21 protein-coding genes are annotated in these 17241 nt (G+C 30.8%); all 21 read left to right on the forward strand.

The window, feature by feature from the left end; translation table 11 throughout:
* Positions 1-73 precede the first annotated feature (73 nt).
* The 21 genes from P2W65_RS04625 (at position 74) to P2W65_RS04725 (ending at position 17049) form a co-directional block, all read left to right on the forward strand.
* Positions 74-865, forward strand: coding sequence for a hypothetical protein (locus P2W65_RS04625; protein WP_289663801.1), 792 nt, complete (start codon positions 74-76; stop codon positions 863-865).
* A gap of 212 nt (positions 866-1077) precedes the next feature.
* On the forward strand, positions 1078-2256 hold the full coding sequence (locus P2W65_RS04630; RefSeq protein ID WP_289663802.1) for an ankyrin repeat domain-containing protein: 1179 nt from the start codon (positions 1078-1080) through the stop codon (positions 2254-2256).
* A gap of 217 nt (positions 2257-2473) precedes the next feature.
* Complete coding sequence (locus P2W65_RS04635) at positions 2474-3823, forward strand: ankyrin repeat domain-containing protein (RefSeq protein WP_289663803.1); 1350 nt, start codon at positions 2474-2476, stop codon at positions 3821-3823.
* Between the two features lie 52 nt (positions 3824-3875).
* Entirely contained in the window at positions 3876-4400 is a 525-nt protein-coding gene (locus tag P2W65_RS04640; RefSeq protein ID WP_289663804.1) for a hypothetical protein, read from the forward strand.
* A 17-nt stretch (positions 4401-4417) separates the two neighbouring features.
* The gene (locus P2W65_RS04645) at positions 4418-4858 is read left to right on the forward strand and encodes a hypothetical protein (RefSeq protein WP_289663805.1); all 441 of its coding nucleotides are present in this window, start codon (positions 4418-4420) and stop codon (positions 4856-4858) included.
* 111 nt (positions 4859-4969) lie between these two features.
* Positions 4970-5512 carry a hypothetical protein gene (locus P2W65_RS04650; RefSeq protein ID WP_289663806.1) on the forward strand — a complete coding sequence of 181 codons (543 nt, stop codon included), beginning with the start codon at positions 4970-4972 and terminating at the stop codon, positions 5510-5512.
* Positions 5513-5572: 60 nt separating this feature from the next.
* Positions 5573-6298 (forward strand): hypothetical protein, encoded by a 726-nt coding sequence (locus P2W65_RS04655; RefSeq protein WP_289663807.1) that lies wholly within the window; start codon positions 5573-5575, stop codon positions 6296-6298.
* A 224-nt stretch (positions 6299-6522) separates the two neighbouring features.
* Positions 6523-6828: a DUF1493 family protein gene (locus P2W65_RS04660; protein ID WP_289663808.1), complete on the forward strand. Its 306-nt coding sequence runs from the start codon at positions 6523-6525 to the stop codon at positions 6826-6828.
* A gap of 59 nt (positions 6829-6887) precedes the next feature.
* The gene (locus P2W65_RS04665) at positions 6888-7079 is read left to right on the forward strand and encodes an Imm17 family immunity protein (RefSeq protein ID WP_289663809.1); all 192 of its coding nucleotides are present in this window, start codon (positions 6888-6890) and stop codon (positions 7077-7079) included.
* A 108-nt stretch (positions 7080-7187) separates the two neighbouring features.
* Positions 7188-7502: a hypothetical protein gene (locus tag P2W65_RS04670; protein ID WP_289663810.1), complete on the forward strand. Its 315-nt coding sequence runs from the start codon at positions 7188-7190 to the stop codon at positions 7500-7502.
* Positions 7503-7537: 35 nt separating this feature from the next.
* Positions 7538-8011: a hypothetical protein gene (locus P2W65_RS04675; RefSeq protein WP_289663811.1), complete on the forward strand. Its 474-nt coding sequence runs from the start codon at positions 7538-7540 to the stop codon at positions 8009-8011.
* Positions 8012-8067: 56 nt separating this feature from the next.
* Entirely contained in the window at positions 8068-8934 is an 867-nt protein-coding gene (locus P2W65_RS04680) for a leucine-rich repeat domain-containing protein (RefSeq protein WP_289663812.1), read from the forward strand.
* Between the two features lie 38 nt (positions 8935-8972).
* Positions 8973-9269 carry an immunity 17 family protein gene (locus P2W65_RS04685; RefSeq protein ID WP_289663813.1) on the forward strand — a complete coding sequence of 99 codons (297 nt, stop codon included), beginning with the start codon at positions 8973-8975 and terminating at the stop codon, positions 9267-9269.
* 33 nt (positions 9270-9302) lie between these two features.
* Positions 9303-10001, forward strand: coding sequence for a hypothetical protein (locus tag P2W65_RS04690; RefSeq protein WP_289663814.1), 699 nt, complete (start codon positions 9303-9305; stop codon positions 9999-10001).
* 14 nt (positions 10002-10015) lie between these two features.
* Positions 10016-10621, forward strand: a complete 606-nt coding sequence (locus P2W65_RS04695) for a hypothetical protein (RefSeq protein WP_289663815.1) — start codon at positions 10016-10018, stop codon at positions 10619-10621.
* 94 nt (positions 10622-10715) lie between these two features.
* On the forward strand, positions 10716-11297 hold the full coding sequence (locus P2W65_RS04700; RefSeq protein ID WP_289663820.1) for a hypothetical protein: 582 nt from the start codon (positions 10716-10718) through the stop codon (positions 11295-11297).
* A 380-nt stretch (positions 11298-11677) separates the two neighbouring features.
* Positions 11678-12805 carry a hypothetical protein gene (locus P2W65_RS04705; protein WP_289663821.1) on the forward strand — a complete coding sequence of 376 codons (1128 nt, stop codon included), beginning with the start codon at positions 11678-11680 and terminating at the stop codon, positions 12803-12805.
* Positions 12806-12872: 67 nt separating this feature from the next.
* Positions 12873-13790, forward strand: coding sequence for a hypothetical protein (locus P2W65_RS04710; RefSeq protein ID WP_289663822.1), 918 nt, complete (start codon positions 12873-12875; stop codon positions 13788-13790).
* Positions 13791-13935: 145 nt separating this feature from the next.
* A complete protein-coding gene (locus P2W65_RS04715; protein WP_289663823.1) occupies positions 13936-14835 on the forward strand; it encodes a hypothetical protein in 900 nt (299 codons plus the stop codon).
* A gap of 1003 nt (positions 14836-15838) precedes the next feature.
* Positions 15839-16411: a hypothetical protein gene (locus tag P2W65_RS04720; protein ID WP_289663824.1), complete on the forward strand. Its 573-nt coding sequence runs from the start codon at positions 15839-15841 to the stop codon at positions 16409-16411.
* 56 nt (positions 16412-16467) lie between these two features.
* On the forward strand, positions 16468-17049 hold the full coding sequence (locus tag P2W65_RS04725; protein WP_289663825.1) for a hypothetical protein: 582 nt from the start codon (positions 16468-16470) through the stop codon (positions 17047-17049).
* Positions 17050-17241 lie beyond the last annotated feature (192 nt).

The following is a 17241-nucleotide window of genomic DNA, read 5'->3' on the forward strand; positions in this document are numbered from 1 at the left end:
TTTGAGCTTTCGTTTGGAAAAACAATCAGAATCGATTTAACTTTAGAATAATTTTTAACTATAAATTCAAAACATGAAATTTTCAATAATCACAAACCGAAACGAAAAAGAAACCAGCGTTAAAAATTTTGATACCATTGAGAATGAATTGAATAAATGCAAGAAGACAGACGATTTCATCATCATCAACAACACTCCTGCTATTGATAACGCTATTTATTTACAAGCAATACTCACAGATAAAAACAAGTTTACACTTGAAATACGATTAGAATATGCGAATGATTTTTCGCAATATGGAGTTGAAGGAGTTTCAAAATCGGATTGTTTGGAAATTTTCAGACATTACTTCGAAGCTCGTCTTCCCGATTTCAATCAATGGGAAGATATTACGAAGTACGTAAAACAGTATTATTATGATACAGAAATTAGTCTAAATCAAGAAACTGTGCATCCGTCTTTCAATGATTACTTTAAATCTGATTTCTATTATAGCATTAGTGACTTCTATTCCCCTTTTGGGAATGATGCCGGTTTTGATGCCATGATGGAAGCTGAAAAATTTCTGCAAAATGACGATTCAAACAATTTTTATCTGATTCAACTTATTGATGAAATTAATATCGAAAGTTATGATTATGATGAAAAGCGAGATAATGAAAACTTACATTTTTTAGTTCATGACCACAATACAATTGTCGCAATTGGCTTTACAAACCTAAAAGTAAACGGATTTATTATGGAAGATGTAAAAGAAAAAACATTGTCTTCTCTTCGCTTTCTAAATCAGGTTCAGAATCATGAAAATTACCAAATCATGATTGAGGATTTGAATAAAATTGAAGCTCAAACTTATGGGGAATAAAAAAAAATTCGTTTCTCGAAAAACACGTAAAGCTCTATTTTTTTCTAAAAAACCCTATTCTGTAAGTTTTATGTTGTAAATGGTCTTTTTTAATTTTTATCCTGAAATATATTTACGAATTTTATGTTTTATCTTACAGCATGGTTTGCGAAGTCAATAATTACAAAGTAAACCGCTATCAAAATTTATCATCATTTTTAAATATATTTCAAATGCAGACAAACCAGATTGAAAATTTCCTTTTTCAGGGAAAATTTGACGAGGCCAGAGAATGCCTAAATAACGGAGAAAATTTTAACGGACAATACCTTCAAAATAATTTTTCTCAAATCGCCGCCAAAATTATTGAAGCCAAAGAAATTGATTTCATTGAAAGATTGATTAAAGCTGGTTTTATTGAAACTGACATCTACGAACTGGACAGTTTTGATAAATCGATATTCAATCCTCTTTCCAGAAATATCAAAAATGATGAGGAATCTCTTTCTTTCTTCAAAGAAATCATGTCAAAAGTCGACAATGTTAACGACGAAATCAGCGATCAGACTTTATTGGGATATTGTATCGAAAAAGAAGCTGTTCCGGAAGTCATTAAAATTTTAATAGAAGATTTCGGCTGTAATGCCAACTACAAAAGCAATTCACAAGAAAATCTGATTCATAAAATCGTGAATAATTATTCTTTGAATGCTGAAAAAGGCACAGCGTATATTAAAACCCTTCTTGAAAACGGAGTCGATATCAATGATAAAAATGTAGTTGGTACAACGCCATTGATGTATGCCATTAAAAGGCATAAAAAAGAATACATTCCGATGTTGTTAGAAAATGGAGCAGATCCAAATGAAAAAGACAATCAGGAAAACAGTTCTTTTTATTATGCTGTTGGCGAGCAGTTTTCGATTCCGATGTATGAGCTTTTAGCCGAATCATCATCTGCTGATTTCAACAGCATCAATAAAGACGGAAGAACTTTACTAACTGAATTTATCCGAATGATGTCTGATTCTGAATATGATTTGAATTCTTTACAACGATTGTTATCAGATGGCGCCGACTTAAATCACTGTGCTACTTATTACGGAAATCCAAAATCGGGTATCGATTATATTGCCGAGAAAAAGTCGGGCATCCTAAAATCAGCATTAGACAGCGGATCAATTGATGTTAACGAACAGGATAATCAGGGAAATACCATTTTACACAAAGTCTGTGCTTTCAATGTAAATTATGATGCAGAAGCTGCCAAAGAAATTTACAGAAAAGTAAAACTGCTTTTGGAGAATGGCGCAGATAAAGATATTACAAACGATAAGGATGAAACTGCCCTTACGCTTGCTTCGGGAGATAATTTGAAAATAAAAACTGTTGAGCTTTTAATGAAAGCTTAAACTTATACACTGTTTTAAATAAAAAAACAATTTAAACACATAGAAACATAGATTTTGTTTGTGAATAAAAGAAGTTAGAAAGAAACTAGTTTCTAACACATAGCTAAACTATGTGCATTTAAACAAGTGAAACGCCTTTTTTAGCTTCAATAAACTATGTTTCTATGTGTTTAAATATTATACCCAACTAATTTAATTTATATAAAACGAAGATTCTATGTCAATGTCATTTATACTTGCCTGTGAAAACGGCAACCGAAAAATAGCTGAATTGTTACTTCAAAACAAAGAAGTAGATGTAAAATATACCGACGAAAAAGGAAGAACCGCTCTTCATTATGCCGCACACAGAGGTTATCTGGATATTGTAAAAATATTAGTTGAAGACGGTGCCGATATTGATTATGAAGATCATGCAGGAGAAACGCCTTTGTTCTTTGCTTGTCTTCAAAAACAAAAACAAACTGCTTTGCATCTTTTGGATAACGGAGCCAAAATCGAAATCAATGATAAAAACGGTAACAGCCTGTTACACTTGACGGTACAGACGGCTCAAATCGAAATTGCAACAAAGTTGCTTGAAGCAGAAATTGACGTTAATCTACTGAACAACAACGGAGAGACACCATTATTACTGGCTTCGGCAAGATTAAACCGAGAGATCATCCAATTGCTTTTAGACAAAGGTGCAGACATTAATGTGACCGACAAACAAGGCAACACACCATTGCTTTATGCTTGTTATACTAAATCGATTCCGATGGTCACTTTACTTTTGGACAACGGTTCCAATGTGAATCATGTCAATCATGCTGGCGAAAACGCTCTTTTGATCGCCTGTTATGAAACCAACCGAATGCTGGCCAAATTATTGGTCGAAAGAGGTGCCGATGTATTTACGTCAAACAACAACGGTTATTCTCCAATTTGGTACGCCTGCGCGAACAATCAAAAGGAAATTGTGGCCTTGTTTTTAGAAAATGGCGTGGATATAAATTACAGCAAACCTGTCGCTGGAGACACTTCGTCTATGAATGATTATTTGGATTGGGTGGTAAGCGCCTCTAATATTTCGAATGAATCCAGTTTTACATTAAACAGCAGTTATACTTACGGCGGAGAAAGTCTGCTTCATGTTGCCACCAAGAAAGGAAACCTCAGCATGGTTAAATTACTTATTGAAGCCGGAGCGAATATTAATATCCAGGACGAATCTGGAAATACACCTTTGCATTACAGCGCCGCAAACGGAAAGAAAGATGTAGTAAAATATCTTCTTGACAATAAAGCTGATGCCTCAATCGTAAACGTTAAGGAACAAAAAGCAATTGATTATTCGAATGTAAAAGGTTTTAATGAAATTACAGAACTGATCTTGAAATATGCTCCTTCAGGAACAACTATCACGCCAATTCAAACTTCTAAAGCTGAAGAACCAAAAGCGGATGCTGGAAATGCCATGGAAGCAAAAAAGAAAGCTTTACTAGACTTAAAAGAGCTTTTAGATGCGGGAATTTTGACTTCAGAGGAATTTGATGCGGAAAAAAGTAAAATTCTGAAAGGGTAATCTTTTGTGTTTTCTGACAAGTTCAATGCAATAAAAACCTAATAATCATTCTATGACTCAAATTATTTCTAAAGAAAACCGTAAAAATGCGCTTTTGAACTTTGGGTTTCCAAAAGAATTTATAGAAAACATAGGAAAGATTCCTGAACTAGCCTATCGTGTGCAAGATGCAGAAGGAGCTTATTTTTATTTACCAACGATATTGAACTATACCATTCTAAATGGAAAAAGAATTATTCCAATTTACGGTTCAGGAGAAAGTTTTTGGGTTCTTATTGATGATAATGAGTCCCAAAAAATTATAAAATTTGAACTGGAATGTGATCAGATTTATATTGATTATGGAAATAACTGGGAATTACTGCTTATGGACATCATGATTGAATATTTTGATGATCATATTGATGATGAAATTAGCATTGAAAAATTCCAGTTGGTAGCCAATAAAATAGGTTTTAGTAAAGCCCAAGCGTTATTCAAATTAAGAAATCTTTCGATAGACGAATACAACGCAAAATATGAAGATATGGAGCTATGGCGAAATGAAATAGCACAAGAGTTGAAAATACTGAATTAAGAATAAAATAATAAAATATGACAACCCAAATTAAAACAATCATTACCAATCTTGAACAATACATTCAAAAAGCATACGAAACGGGAGATAAATATGAATTTATAGATCCTGCTTACGAAATACGTGACGAATTGGAAGCGATGGAAGATAATTTCGATGCAATAGAACCCATTTTTGAACTTATTGAACGTAGTCCGGATATAGATTATGGCGGGCCAGGCCCGTTAGGCAGTTTTATGGAAAATCATTATAAAAACGGATACGAAGAATTGCTTTTACAATCTATTGAACGTAAACCAACAGAATATACTTTGGGCTTATTACATCGTCTGATAAACGATGACAATAATGCCGAACATCAAAAATATCTGGACGTAATGAAGAGTATTTCTTTAAATACAGCATATCCGCAAAATATTATTGATAATGCAAAAGACAGTTTGACCTATTTTGAATAGATCAAAGATTAGATTTCAAAGAACTTGTCGATTCCGACATTTTAGCTTCGGAAGAATTTGATGATGAAAAAGTAAAATCTTAAAAGTGTAAATTATAAACGAACTCAAAAAATGAAAAAAATCTTAAATACCACAACTCTATTTTTAGTATTAATCGCGACAGCACTCGTTTCTAGCTCTTGCAACAACCTTTCGCCAGAAAAAACCTTTGAAATCGCAGCGTTAAATGCAAACCTGTTGTCTCGTTTTGGCAGTAAAGAGATAAATGAAAAACTACAATCGGAACCACAAATTTATGATGAAGGCCAGAAAAAGATGATTCCTTCTTCTTATTATGATGCCTTTAAGTATGATATAAGCAATCTGGAAGCTCGATTTCAAACTATTAAAGATATAGCCGAAGACGATGACAATAAAGAATTTCTTCAGGCATCAAAAGATTTGTTTACTTATGCAATCGCGAAACAAAAAGAAGGTTATCTGCCCATTGCGAAGATGAAAGACGAAAAAGCCTCTCCTGAACAAATTGAAAAAGCAATTGCCGATTTTGACGCTTCAACCCAAAACGACATAGATGCCAAGTTTACAAAATTGATGAATGAGGCAAAGGCATACGCAGAAAAGCATAATATTAATGCCAAAATCGGAATTTAAAAAAAATTGAAAATATAAAATTTAGAGATTTTTTAAGCAAGTGCATCAAAGATTCAAAAAATGAAAACAAAATTCATCTTTATACTTACAGTACTAGCTGTATTAAATTCTTGTAGTAAAAGAAATAATACTGTTGTTGCAACAAAAACACCAACTGATACTACAGCGACAGAAAGTTATTTCAACTCTGATACCACTTTATTTACTAAAGGACATTCATTCCAAGTTACAACCATTGATCCTGATTTGGAAAATAGTGATACGCTTTTGGTCATGGTTAAGAAAAACTCTTTAAAAATTTTTCAGACCTACATTGAAAAAGAGGGACTTTACAATCAGGAATTTATAGATTTTAATAATGATGGTAATTTTGATATCCTTTTTTCTCGTGGAGAACAGAGAGGCGAACATGAACTTTATTTGTATGATTCATTAAAGAATACTTTTGTAAAATCCAGAGGTTTTGAACGTATCCGTGAGTATGTTCGACTAAAATCTAATTCGAATTATTGGTATAGCTATAGTCGGGCAGGTTGCGCTGATATGAATTGGACAAGCAAACTGTTTACTTTCAAAAATTTTGAGACCGTTGAATTAGGCTATATCTATGGAAAAGGTTGTGAAGATGAAGAAGAACCGCAAAGCATTCAAATTTCCAAAGTACTTAAGAATGATGAAAGCAATTTAAAATTGATAGAAAAACTCCCTTATTCAGTCTTAGATGATACAGATAAATGGAATTTCATTGAAGAATATTGGAATAAGAACTATCAGAAGTTCAGATAAGGTTTATGTTAGATTGAATAGCTAAAAAAATCTTTTGTCAAAACATTAAAAGTAAACTTTCCTACTCCCTTTTTAAGTTTATTAAAAACTTATTCTAATACAAAAAGAGCCTTTCACGGCTCTTTTTGCGTTTTGCATTTAATAGGTTTATCAGATTCGGCTATTAAATAAACAACAAATCGAAAATACATCTCATGTGGCTAGAAGGAAGGAATTAAAGTGAAATGAATAACAATATAAAACTCTATCAATTTTTAAAGGAAGAAACCGGTAAAACAATTACGGACACTTCGCCCAATTGGAAAATTGAAAAAGATTTAGGGATTTATGGAGACGAAGCAGAAGAATTTATAACCCGTTTTTCAAACAAGTTTAATGTAGATATAAGCGATTTTGATTTTGTCGCATATTTTAATTCCGAAACAGACGGCATAAGCTTGCTCATAAGCCGTCTTTTTTATAAAAAAGAGAAAAAAGAGCTGACAGTAACAGATTTAAGAGAAGCTATAAAAAAAGGAAGATTAGTATAAAACAAGGATAGCATTATGAAACCAAACTCAACATCTCAACCAGTAAAACAATTCGAAACATGAACATAGAAGATTATTTTGAAAAAATCAGGAACAACCCCAACTTAGCTTATCCAATACTTTTGGGTGTAGCGATATTTGTCTTAATCGGAATCATTTTAGACTGGGATTGGCTTCTTGACCCTCAAGGCAATAACAAACTAAATGGCAAATGGAACTTTGGGGACGAAAAACAGTCAGAATATCTTTAGGAATAACACTCTCTATTATAATAGTGTTGCTCAGTTGTATTATTTGCGTATCGTAAAGACAATGATAAGGAAATTGTAGAAAGAATAACAAATAAACCCATTACAGCAATGACTGCAATAACTAAAAATATAGAACAATTTACCCAGGATTTAAAAGAAACCGTAAACCAATGGTTTCTTCTTATTCCCGAAAAGTATCGAGTTGTAGTTTCGGCAGTGGCTTTGTTTCTGCTGTTTTTCTTTATCATACGGTACGATTTCAAAAAACGGTATGTATTCGGGAAAAACATTCGCCCAAAAGGAACAAAAAACATATTGGGTTTCAAGGTTTCGGTAGGCACCATACATGCATTTTTGTTTATGGTTATTTACGCTTTCAGCATCTTGTTGTCCTTTTATTATTATCAGCAATCAAAAAAATAAACAATCCAAAAAGGATATAAACTTTGATAACAGAAATGGCAAAAACTAAATTATTCAACAAAGGCGATGTTATTTTGACAAATCCCGAAGAAGACTTTTGGGGAATTGCAGTTGTACTTTCTGAACGGGAAAAAACGCCAAATTTTTCTCCACAATGCCATATTGCAGTTACACCATTGCTTTTTCAAAAAGAAATTGAGTTTTCAGAATTGAATATAGAAGATTTAGTTCCGTTAGAATTCGAGAGGGAATATACTTTTGAGAAACAAAAGAAGAAACCAAAACCTTTCTCGAGAACCGAAATCTGCATAGGAGTTTATACTCGAAACAATAAAGCCGATTTTAAAATCATTGGAAATATAAACCCCGAAAAAGTCTATACAGGCAATTTGCCTTTTGAACCTTTAATGGGCTTAAAAGTTACATTTCCTGTTTGCGGACATCCTGAAAAATTTTGGCTGGGAAGAGAAGCTTATATCGTTTGGCAACGAAAAAATAGCACAGTTTAAAACAACAGTTATGAGAGAAACCTTTTTAGAATTTACAGACAAATTAAAACTGAAAAATGGTAAAGTATAACTATAACGAAACAATTGGATATTTAGAAATTGACCCTCAATTTTTAGCAGAAGGAATTCAACATGCCGAGAAATTGGGGTTTAACGCTATTCGGATTAGAACTTTAAATCAAAATTCAGGTCAAAAATATGATATCGATTTTTCTTCTTTTCAAGATAGATTATTTCTTAATCGACTAATAATAAATGATGATTTTAAAATTGGGAAAACGCTTTCAGTAGAAAGTCTATATACGTTAAAAAAATTAATTCATCTTCAGTTAAATCAACCAGTATTTATAGACTTGTCCTATTTGAATCAATTAGAAAGTCTTTACATAAAAGATGATAAAAAAGTTAAGAATCTGAATTCGTTAACTCATCTAAAAGATTTATTGATTTCTTCAGCAAAAGAAGATAGTTGCCTTTTTTTAAAGGGATTGAATCAATTAAAAGAGTTTCGTATTAGTGGCAATATTAAAGACCTAAAAGGTGCAGAAAATTTATCAGATTTAGAAAGCTTAAAAATAACCCATAGTAGTAAACTTATAGATATTAAAGCCTTGAAAACCTCACTAAAATTGAAAAAATTACACATAGAGAAATGTAAACTGTTGTCAGATTTTTCTTTTTTAGAAGGAAATAATGCTATAAAAGAGCTATTTATTGATGATTTAGATTCCATAAAGTTTATCTCTTCAATGTCTGAGTTAGAAAAAATAAATTTCTGGAATTGTAAAGATGGAGATATGACTCCTTTACTCGAATTAAAAAGCTTAAAACAAATAAATTTTTACCCCAATAAAAAACATTACTCTCACACCATCGAAGAAATAATTAAAATAACGGGCGCAAAAAGAGGAAGAAATGCTTAAAGTAAAAATTTGCGTAATGCATCAAAAAAATAACAATTATGAGAGAAACCTTTTTAGAATTTACAGACAAATTAAAACTCTTTTTTTCAGAATTTTTCGACGGGCATCCGCTTAGGATGTACGTAGGCGTAATGAGCGTATTATTGCTCTATCAATATGGATTAATCCGCGACTGGAATTGGACTGTGCCATCGCCAACACTAAAACAAGGTTTTTGGATGAATTTCATTTTTGAAAACTATAGCCGAAAAACCTATAGAATTGTTTTAAGTATAATAAACATCATTACAATGCTTTTCATTTCATTTTTATTTTATTCTAAATATGTAATGTAAGTGAGATATAGGTTTACTTAAAAATCAGAGAAAATGAATTTAGACGAAATAAAAAACCTCTATCATGAATTGCAGAAAAGTTATGATGAGGTTAAAGTTGAAGATTTGATAGATGAAATTTCAGTCGTGCATGATTTAGAAACATTAGAATTTCACTACAGTGTCTTAAAAAATCAAGAAAACAAAAGATTGTTTTATGACCTCAGAGGCTGTTTTGACAAACATGCAGAAATTGGAAAGGAATTTTTGTTCAGTAAAATTCAAATAGAAAAAGATGCAGACTTAAAAGCAGAGTCGCTGTTTTTATTAGGTACAATGAACTGCAAGGAAGTGAAGCCAATTGCGATTGATTTTTTAAAAGGAAATACATTCAAAGAAAAACAGTACGGCATACTGGTAATGGGCTGGTTAGGAAAAAGCGAAGACATTTCGATTTTAGAAAACGAAATGCTCAACAATCCTGATGCAGAATTGAGCGTTTGCAGTGTAATGGCATTAAGGCAAATTTTCTTTAACCATTCCAAACTAAAAGAAAAAATACTTTCAAGTTATTATAAAGCACTAAAACAAGAAACATCAAACGAAGTAATTATCAACATCATTGCCTGTGTACAAGATTTGCTAAAGAAAAATTTCGGTATTAAAGAATTGAAAAATGGCAATATTTCTGGAGATGCAATTTTGGCTAAAGAGAAAGTGTTACAATTTATTGCCAAACAACCTAAAGATTAAAAAACCTATCAATTATGTTAAATTATCCTTTTTCAGTATTTACTGTTTTTGACGAGTGTTTTGAAACGCTGTCTAAAAACATTAGTCAATGGAATACTTTAGAAGCCTACAAGGATGAATATAGAATTCATTTCGATAAATTTCCTACCGAAAATGAACATTTTCTAAAGCCAATAAAAGGAGGTGCTCATGTAGCAAAGGCCGTTTTTTTTAAATCTAAGCTGGTTGAGAATAAAACAATAATGTTCACAAATTATTCAGATGGCTGGATAACCCTTGCTAATTATCTGGCTCATAATTATAAATGCAACCATATCACTTTTTATATAATGAATGATGAATTGATTCAAGATGATTATAAATGCATGTTTGTGTCCTATAAATATCTCAAAGATAAAGAACGTGTTGTAAGTGTTATTTGGGACAGAAAATGGGAGTTTTTTCAAAAAGGGAAACTTGAAAAATTTGAAAATGCAGAAAATTATAATAAAAGAAAAATAAAAGAACGATTGACTTCAAAAACATTAATTGACTATTGTACTATTTTGGGCTTAGATATCGCAAATAATCTGTTTTGGAAATCAGATTTAGAGTGTCTTTTTTTAGAAGAAATAAGGTAAACAGTATTCAGGTGTGTTTTTTTATAAAATACAATCCCACCGGGCTATCAGGTTTTATGCACAAATAAGACATCATAAATGAACTACAAAAAAAATGAAAAAACTATTATTTATCTCAGCTGCTTTGTCTTTTTTTATTTCTTGTAATAATCCAAAAGGAGAAAGCAAAAAATCGACTGACACTTCAGGCGAAGAATTTCATTGGAATTATCCTGATGAAAATGCTGTAACAAAAATCATTAATACCAATATTACTATTGATGACAAAGACTTGATTTCAAAACTCAATACAGATTTTAAGAAAGAGAAATTTAAAATTGATGAAGTTCAGACTATTAAAGAAAATTCATATCCCAATTGTAAAGAAAATCTAATCTTAAAATTTAAAGGAAATGGGATAAAAGAGTATTATGTCAAACGTCAGGAGGCAAAGCCAAAAAACTATTACCCTGATTTTACAATGTGGATTTATGAATTTAAAAACGAAGAAGAAACCAAAATAGCAGAATACGAAATTCAAAAAGCCTTTAACTCTGGTAATGGATTTTGCAATGGAAAATCACCTGAATACATCGTTAGATATAAAAACAAAATTATCCACTTGGGAACTCGTGCAGAAATGTTCAGAGGTTATATAAAAAACTATGCAGACAAAATTGAAAAACTTAATGACTAATATTTAGATTAACAAAAAAAGCATCCCGATCGTGCGGATTTGCACCCGAGCGATAGCGAACTGACGAAGTAATCCGTGCCCGTAATGCACATCGACAAAGGAAGAAAAAAAACTATGAGAATTAAACCAGATTAACCAATTGGAACGGACACGGATTGCAAATCCGCGCTATCGGGTATCGGGGAAAAGGTTTTTTAATTTTTGATAAAATACAGGTAAACGACAATCTTTCAGATTAAGTATTTTTATAATATAGAAATTTACTAATGAATATCAAAGAACTAAAATTAATAAACCCCACTACACGAATCCTTTTGTGTAGCGGTATGTTCGCAGAAAAGAAAAATGATAACAGCATTAAATCTCAAAAACTTAGAATAATGAAATCACTCTTTACAATATTCTTATTGCTTTGTTCAATCGGGTTTTCTTTTGGTCAAACCAAACCAATTCCCGAAAACATCAAAACCCTTTTTGAAGGAAAATGGATTATTGTAACGAAATATCAGACCAACACAGTCGAAATAAAATTCGAAAAAGGTAAAGACTACGCCACCTTCATAGACATTGGAACTGGCGAAGCTCCTCCTATTATTTTGCATGCTTCCTTTGATGGGAATAAATTGGTAATTCCAGCTGAAACTCATAAAAATGATTATGTTGAAATGATGATAAAAAACGGCAGGTTGGTCTTTAAAACAATTCCAACAATTCAGAAAGAGGATGGCACCTTTGAAAAACCGGATGAAAAACACTTATTAAGTACTGTTTTCACAAAAGTTCCTTTGTCTGCACAAGAATCGTATGACAAGAAATTTTTAAAAATAGTAAATGAATATGAAGAAAAAGCGACAACTTCAACTGAAAACGACAGCATTTTACGCCTGAATTTCGAAAAAGAATTTGAAACTTTAATTACCAATTCTAAATTGCCACAATTTTCAGCAAAAGAACTCCAGCAAAAATGTGATACAAGTGCATTTTGCCTAAAAATTCAGAAATCAGAAGACAAAAATTTCATTCTCTATACTTATACCAGTCAGTTTTATCATTTTAATTATATAACCAAAGCTATTAAGGAAAATAATAAAATTAAAAGCTACAAGATTGTACTAAAAGACAATAAGTGGCATGAGTATTTTACTCAGATTCATACTTTAAACAATAATGAATTTTTACTTATTGAGCAACGCGATGATCTTGTCTTTTCCTGCAATTATGCTTATGTCTATCAGCTAAGCGGTATTAAATACAAAAAGAAGAAAGCCTTTGAAAACAGGTTTGATTTAACAATTTGTAATTTCACAGAAATAGAGGATCTCCCAAACACAAATCCTGGACATCTTTCATTGCCAGTAAGAGAAATTGCCTTTGACTACAAGAATAAAATCATCTCTTATGGTAGATGTTTCGATCCCGATACAGGAAAAACAACAACAGGAAAAGCAAAATATAAAAACGGAAAATTTGCCATAAAAGATTGTGATGAAAGAAAATTTTTTGAATAAAATATGCTTACTGCCTTCTCTTTCATAAACTAATTATTTAAAAAAGCTCAACCAAATTATAATTGTTATGCTAAACAAATTATTTCTTTTTATAACTATAAGCTGTTTAAGTTTTACAGCTTCTGCTCAAAAATTAAACCTTCGCAAAGCAATCCTTAAAAGTGATTTCATTTTTGCAAGCAGTAATTATAAATATGATACTATCTCGAAAAATGATTATACCACAGAGCATTATATTATTATAAATAAAATAGACACGATTTTAAAAAACAGGCTTTCGGCACTACCCAAAAAACTTACTGTTCGAGATTATACTGATGGAGAAGATTATTATTCTTCTCTTATTACCAATGGTGGAGGTTGTGTGCAGAACGCAAGAGGATTTTCTATGAATGAAGTTTACTATACTATTTTCTTCATTCAGAAAATTGGAAAGGAGTATCAAACTCTTGTTTTTTTAAATGATATTAAAGACAAAGAATATGCTAACTGTATCAGGCAAATACAATCCATTAAAAATATTGAACAAATCAAAGATTTAAAAATACGATTTGATAAAAGTCTTGATTGGTTTATAGAGAACGGATTAATGCCAGATGAGGATTTTATGAAATATTATAAAGAAAAAGAGATTATAAAAGATACTATCCAGTATTCTGAAAAGCAATACCAAAATGCATTAATTCAGTTTGAAAAAGGAGAAGAAGAGCTTTTGCTCATTGTAAAAAGCAAGTACAAAGACAATGTAAAAAACTATTTTGTTGAAAAATTAGAAAACATCTTAAGTAAAGACAAACTCGATTATAAAGACTATTATGAATTTTATGAAGCTGTTTACAAAGCTACAGACAATTTTGGCAAAGACGGATACGATTCCATTGATTATTTTTTAAATAACAATTTGGATTCTGATAAATTCGATGAATATGATAAGAAAAAAATCATGTCACATTTGTTAGAAACAGTAAAAAATTGGGAGTACTAACTATTTGATAGCATAGAGAAATCTGCGCTATCAGGGCTATTTAAAGTAACTATAAACTCTTATTTGTAAATAAAAATCTACAAATAAATCAAATGTATCAAGAATATAAATTAGATTTGATAATTAATCACGATGAGCCCTAATTATGACTCTTTATAAAAAAAATGCCTATTTTGTAATCATTACCTTATTCATAACAATATGTTTTATTATGTATGGTTATTTTTTTAGGAATAGTATAGAACAACCCAATTTACCCAAAAAGTATTTAGCCTATAAAAGTCTGGAAGACACCATAAAATCAGCTCATTACGAAATTGTTAGTTTACAGAGCTACCCTGTCAGTCTTAATGCTTTTCATTTTTCTCCATTGTCTGAATCTGTAGTTTTTGAATCAAATAAAAAAGGTTTTTCCGGTGAGTACGACGAATACCGATTGTATTACAAATTCAACAATAAAGCAAAACTAACAGACAGCTTGATTACAAAACGATATGATTCTTATAAAATCTTTAAATCATATTTACTCTCAAGAGAAGATTATATTACCTGGATCATTGATAACGATACAATACGCAATACATATATCGAGTTGAATGCAGACCTAAAATGGACTCCCGAACATATAAAAAGCGAATATGACAAACTCTGTAAAAAAGCCAGCTCCCTTTATTGTTTTAAAGGTTCTGTAAGTGTTCATGACAGTGGAAATCCTGCATTAAATATTGACAAAAATCTTTTTTTAATAGACAAAAAATGGCACGCCCTTTACGGAAATGATCTGTATTTAGAACCAGCAACTGAAAAACAAATAAAAACAGAAGTAACAAATTCACCTGTCTATACTCACAAACTAAGCAAACATGGTGAAAATTTATGGATGATAAATGCTTATTATAATCTTATAATAAAAAACGACACTTTAAAAATAAAAGAGGAAGTTTGGAGCGATCGATCAGATTTGGTGTATTACCGCCATCCCGAATATCCTGATTTTTGCATTTTAGCAAGTTCGGGCTGTTTTTTTATCAAACCAAAAAAATAACATCTTATGAAAATACAGCGCCCTATGCTAAAAATCGTTTTTTGCTCTATTCTGGTTACCATACTTTTTTTTATAATCTTCAATGCGCAGGAAAACGATTCTTTTAATCATACTATAGGTGTTCTTATAGGCATTCCAATTACTTTTATCTGTACGTTTATTTATTGCTGTCTACTTCTGTTTCTGGAACATCTCAGGATAATAGCGCCAAATCTCTTTTGTCGTTTTGCAGTGCCTTTCTCTTCCTGTTGTTTACTATCTGTAGTATATTGTACTTATAATAATGTGCCTATTGTTGATTCTTATCAGCAGTATTCATTTATAGAATACTGGCTGGAACTTAGCATTCCTTTTTTAGTTTTACTAATAATACATATGCTTATTGCAGTACTGTTTTCTACAGGGAACAAAGAGTCACAGCCAAACAAATAACCTTTAGTAAATTCCAATAACGCAAATTTACACTCGAGCGATAGCGAACTGACGAAGTAATCTGTACCCGTAAAACGTAAACAAAGTGCGCGAGAAAAACAAAAAGATATTTTTGATAAATTTTGAAAGTAAAATGCATGAAATTATTTTGGAGAGTAAATTTATTCATAAGTATAGTAACATTCATATTATTTGTAGTTCCTATAGTATTGGATTTAAAAAACATAACTATTTATTTTATAACTGACGTGTCTAATCTGACCTATTTATTAGATCCGTATTTTGAAATGATTCAAATGCCTATATCTTTTTTAATAGCAATCTATAATAACAAAAAAACATTTTGGATATACTTTTTAATAATGTTTATTCTTTTTGTCATAAAAATGGGATTATTTATTTATGTATTAGGATCTGGTTTGTAATTAAAAACTTGGCTTAGTGATTATAGAATAAACAAATAATTCCTATTTCGATAGCAGATTTACACCCGAGTGATAGCGAACTGACGAAGCAATCTGTGTTTGTAAAGTGTCAACAAAGTGAGAAAGAAAAAATAAAAGACATACCTATGAAAATCAGATTTTTAATTTTGCTTTTAATTATTTACAGTTGCGAAACTAAATCCAAAAAAAGCATTCCTAACAATTCTAAAACAGAAAAACCTGTTAAAGAGAAAATTGGAATAGAAGATCGAAAGTTTTTTGTTGGAGATATTGATAATGATAAAATCAGCGACACTGCCTTTGTATATTATAAATGGAATGATGAAACAAATGAAATTGAATGTGGAGAGAAAATTTGTTATATCGATATTCAATTTAAAAGAAATATTCCCAAAATAAGTATTGAACAACGTTTAGTTGGGCTTGTTGTTATGAAAACCGAAGATGTCAATCATGACAACGCAAATGAAATTCTGATTTTTTCCAGGACAAATGAAGGCTGGTGGAATAACATTTCAGTTTGGTCTTTTCAAAAAGGAGCCTGGAAGAAAATTGCAAAAACAAATGCATTCATATCTGATGACAAAGATTTTGAAAACCATATCATTAAAGAAAAAGGAAAATACTATTTGATAGGGCAAGATAAGTGGAACAAAGATGAAAATGGAGATTTCAAAATAGTTAAAATTAAATTATAAAAACTGAAAGTCATGAAACCTTGATAGTAATTGGCAAGCAACACAAAACAAATAATATGAAAAAATTCGCAGCAATTTTTACCTTAACAATCTTGACAAATTATTCATTTGGACAAAATAAGCTAATAAAAGATATAGATTTTGATGGTAAAAAGGATACTGTTTTTATTGACTCTGCAAAATCGACAATTGTTTGTAAATTATCGACATTGAATTATAAATCGATATCAAGCAAACCAATTGAAATCTTAAATGAAATGTCTGGAATTATAGAATCAAAAAATGGATTTATATTCTTCAATGACTGGATGCGTGCAGGCTATAAAAATCAATTTAGATATAATTCCAAAACAAAAAAAATACAATTAATTGGAATGAGCTTCTATAGTTTTGGAAATGTTGTAAATGAAGGAAGTGGAGAATCGAGTATAAACGTATTGACCGATGATTATATTGGAAATTGGAACTATTATGATGAAAGGAAAGAGAAATTAATCAAAATACCAACCATTAAGACAAAAATGAAAATCAAAAGTACCAGTTTAGAAGATTTCTCCGAAGAAACCTATTTTGGCTATAATGAAAAGTGTACTGAATTATACTACAAATACAAGAAAATCAAAATGGCTAAAAAATAACTTTCATTAATTTTTTGTTTAAACGACAAATCCTAAAAAATACCTCTTCAAAACTAAAATAAACAAGTAAGATTATAGCTCTAATTATTAAGATTGCGTTTCGTTCTTTGTATTCTGTTGTGTTTGTGAAATTTGTGTGCTTCTTAAGAAAGTATTTTTCAAAGAATAAAAACAAAAACATTAAAACAAGTA

The sequence above is a fragment of the Flavobacterium panacagri genome, from assembly GCF_030378165.1.
Classification (GTDB): Bacteria; Bacteroidota; Bacteroidia; order Flavobacteriales; family Flavobacteriaceae; genus Flavobacterium; species Flavobacterium panacagri.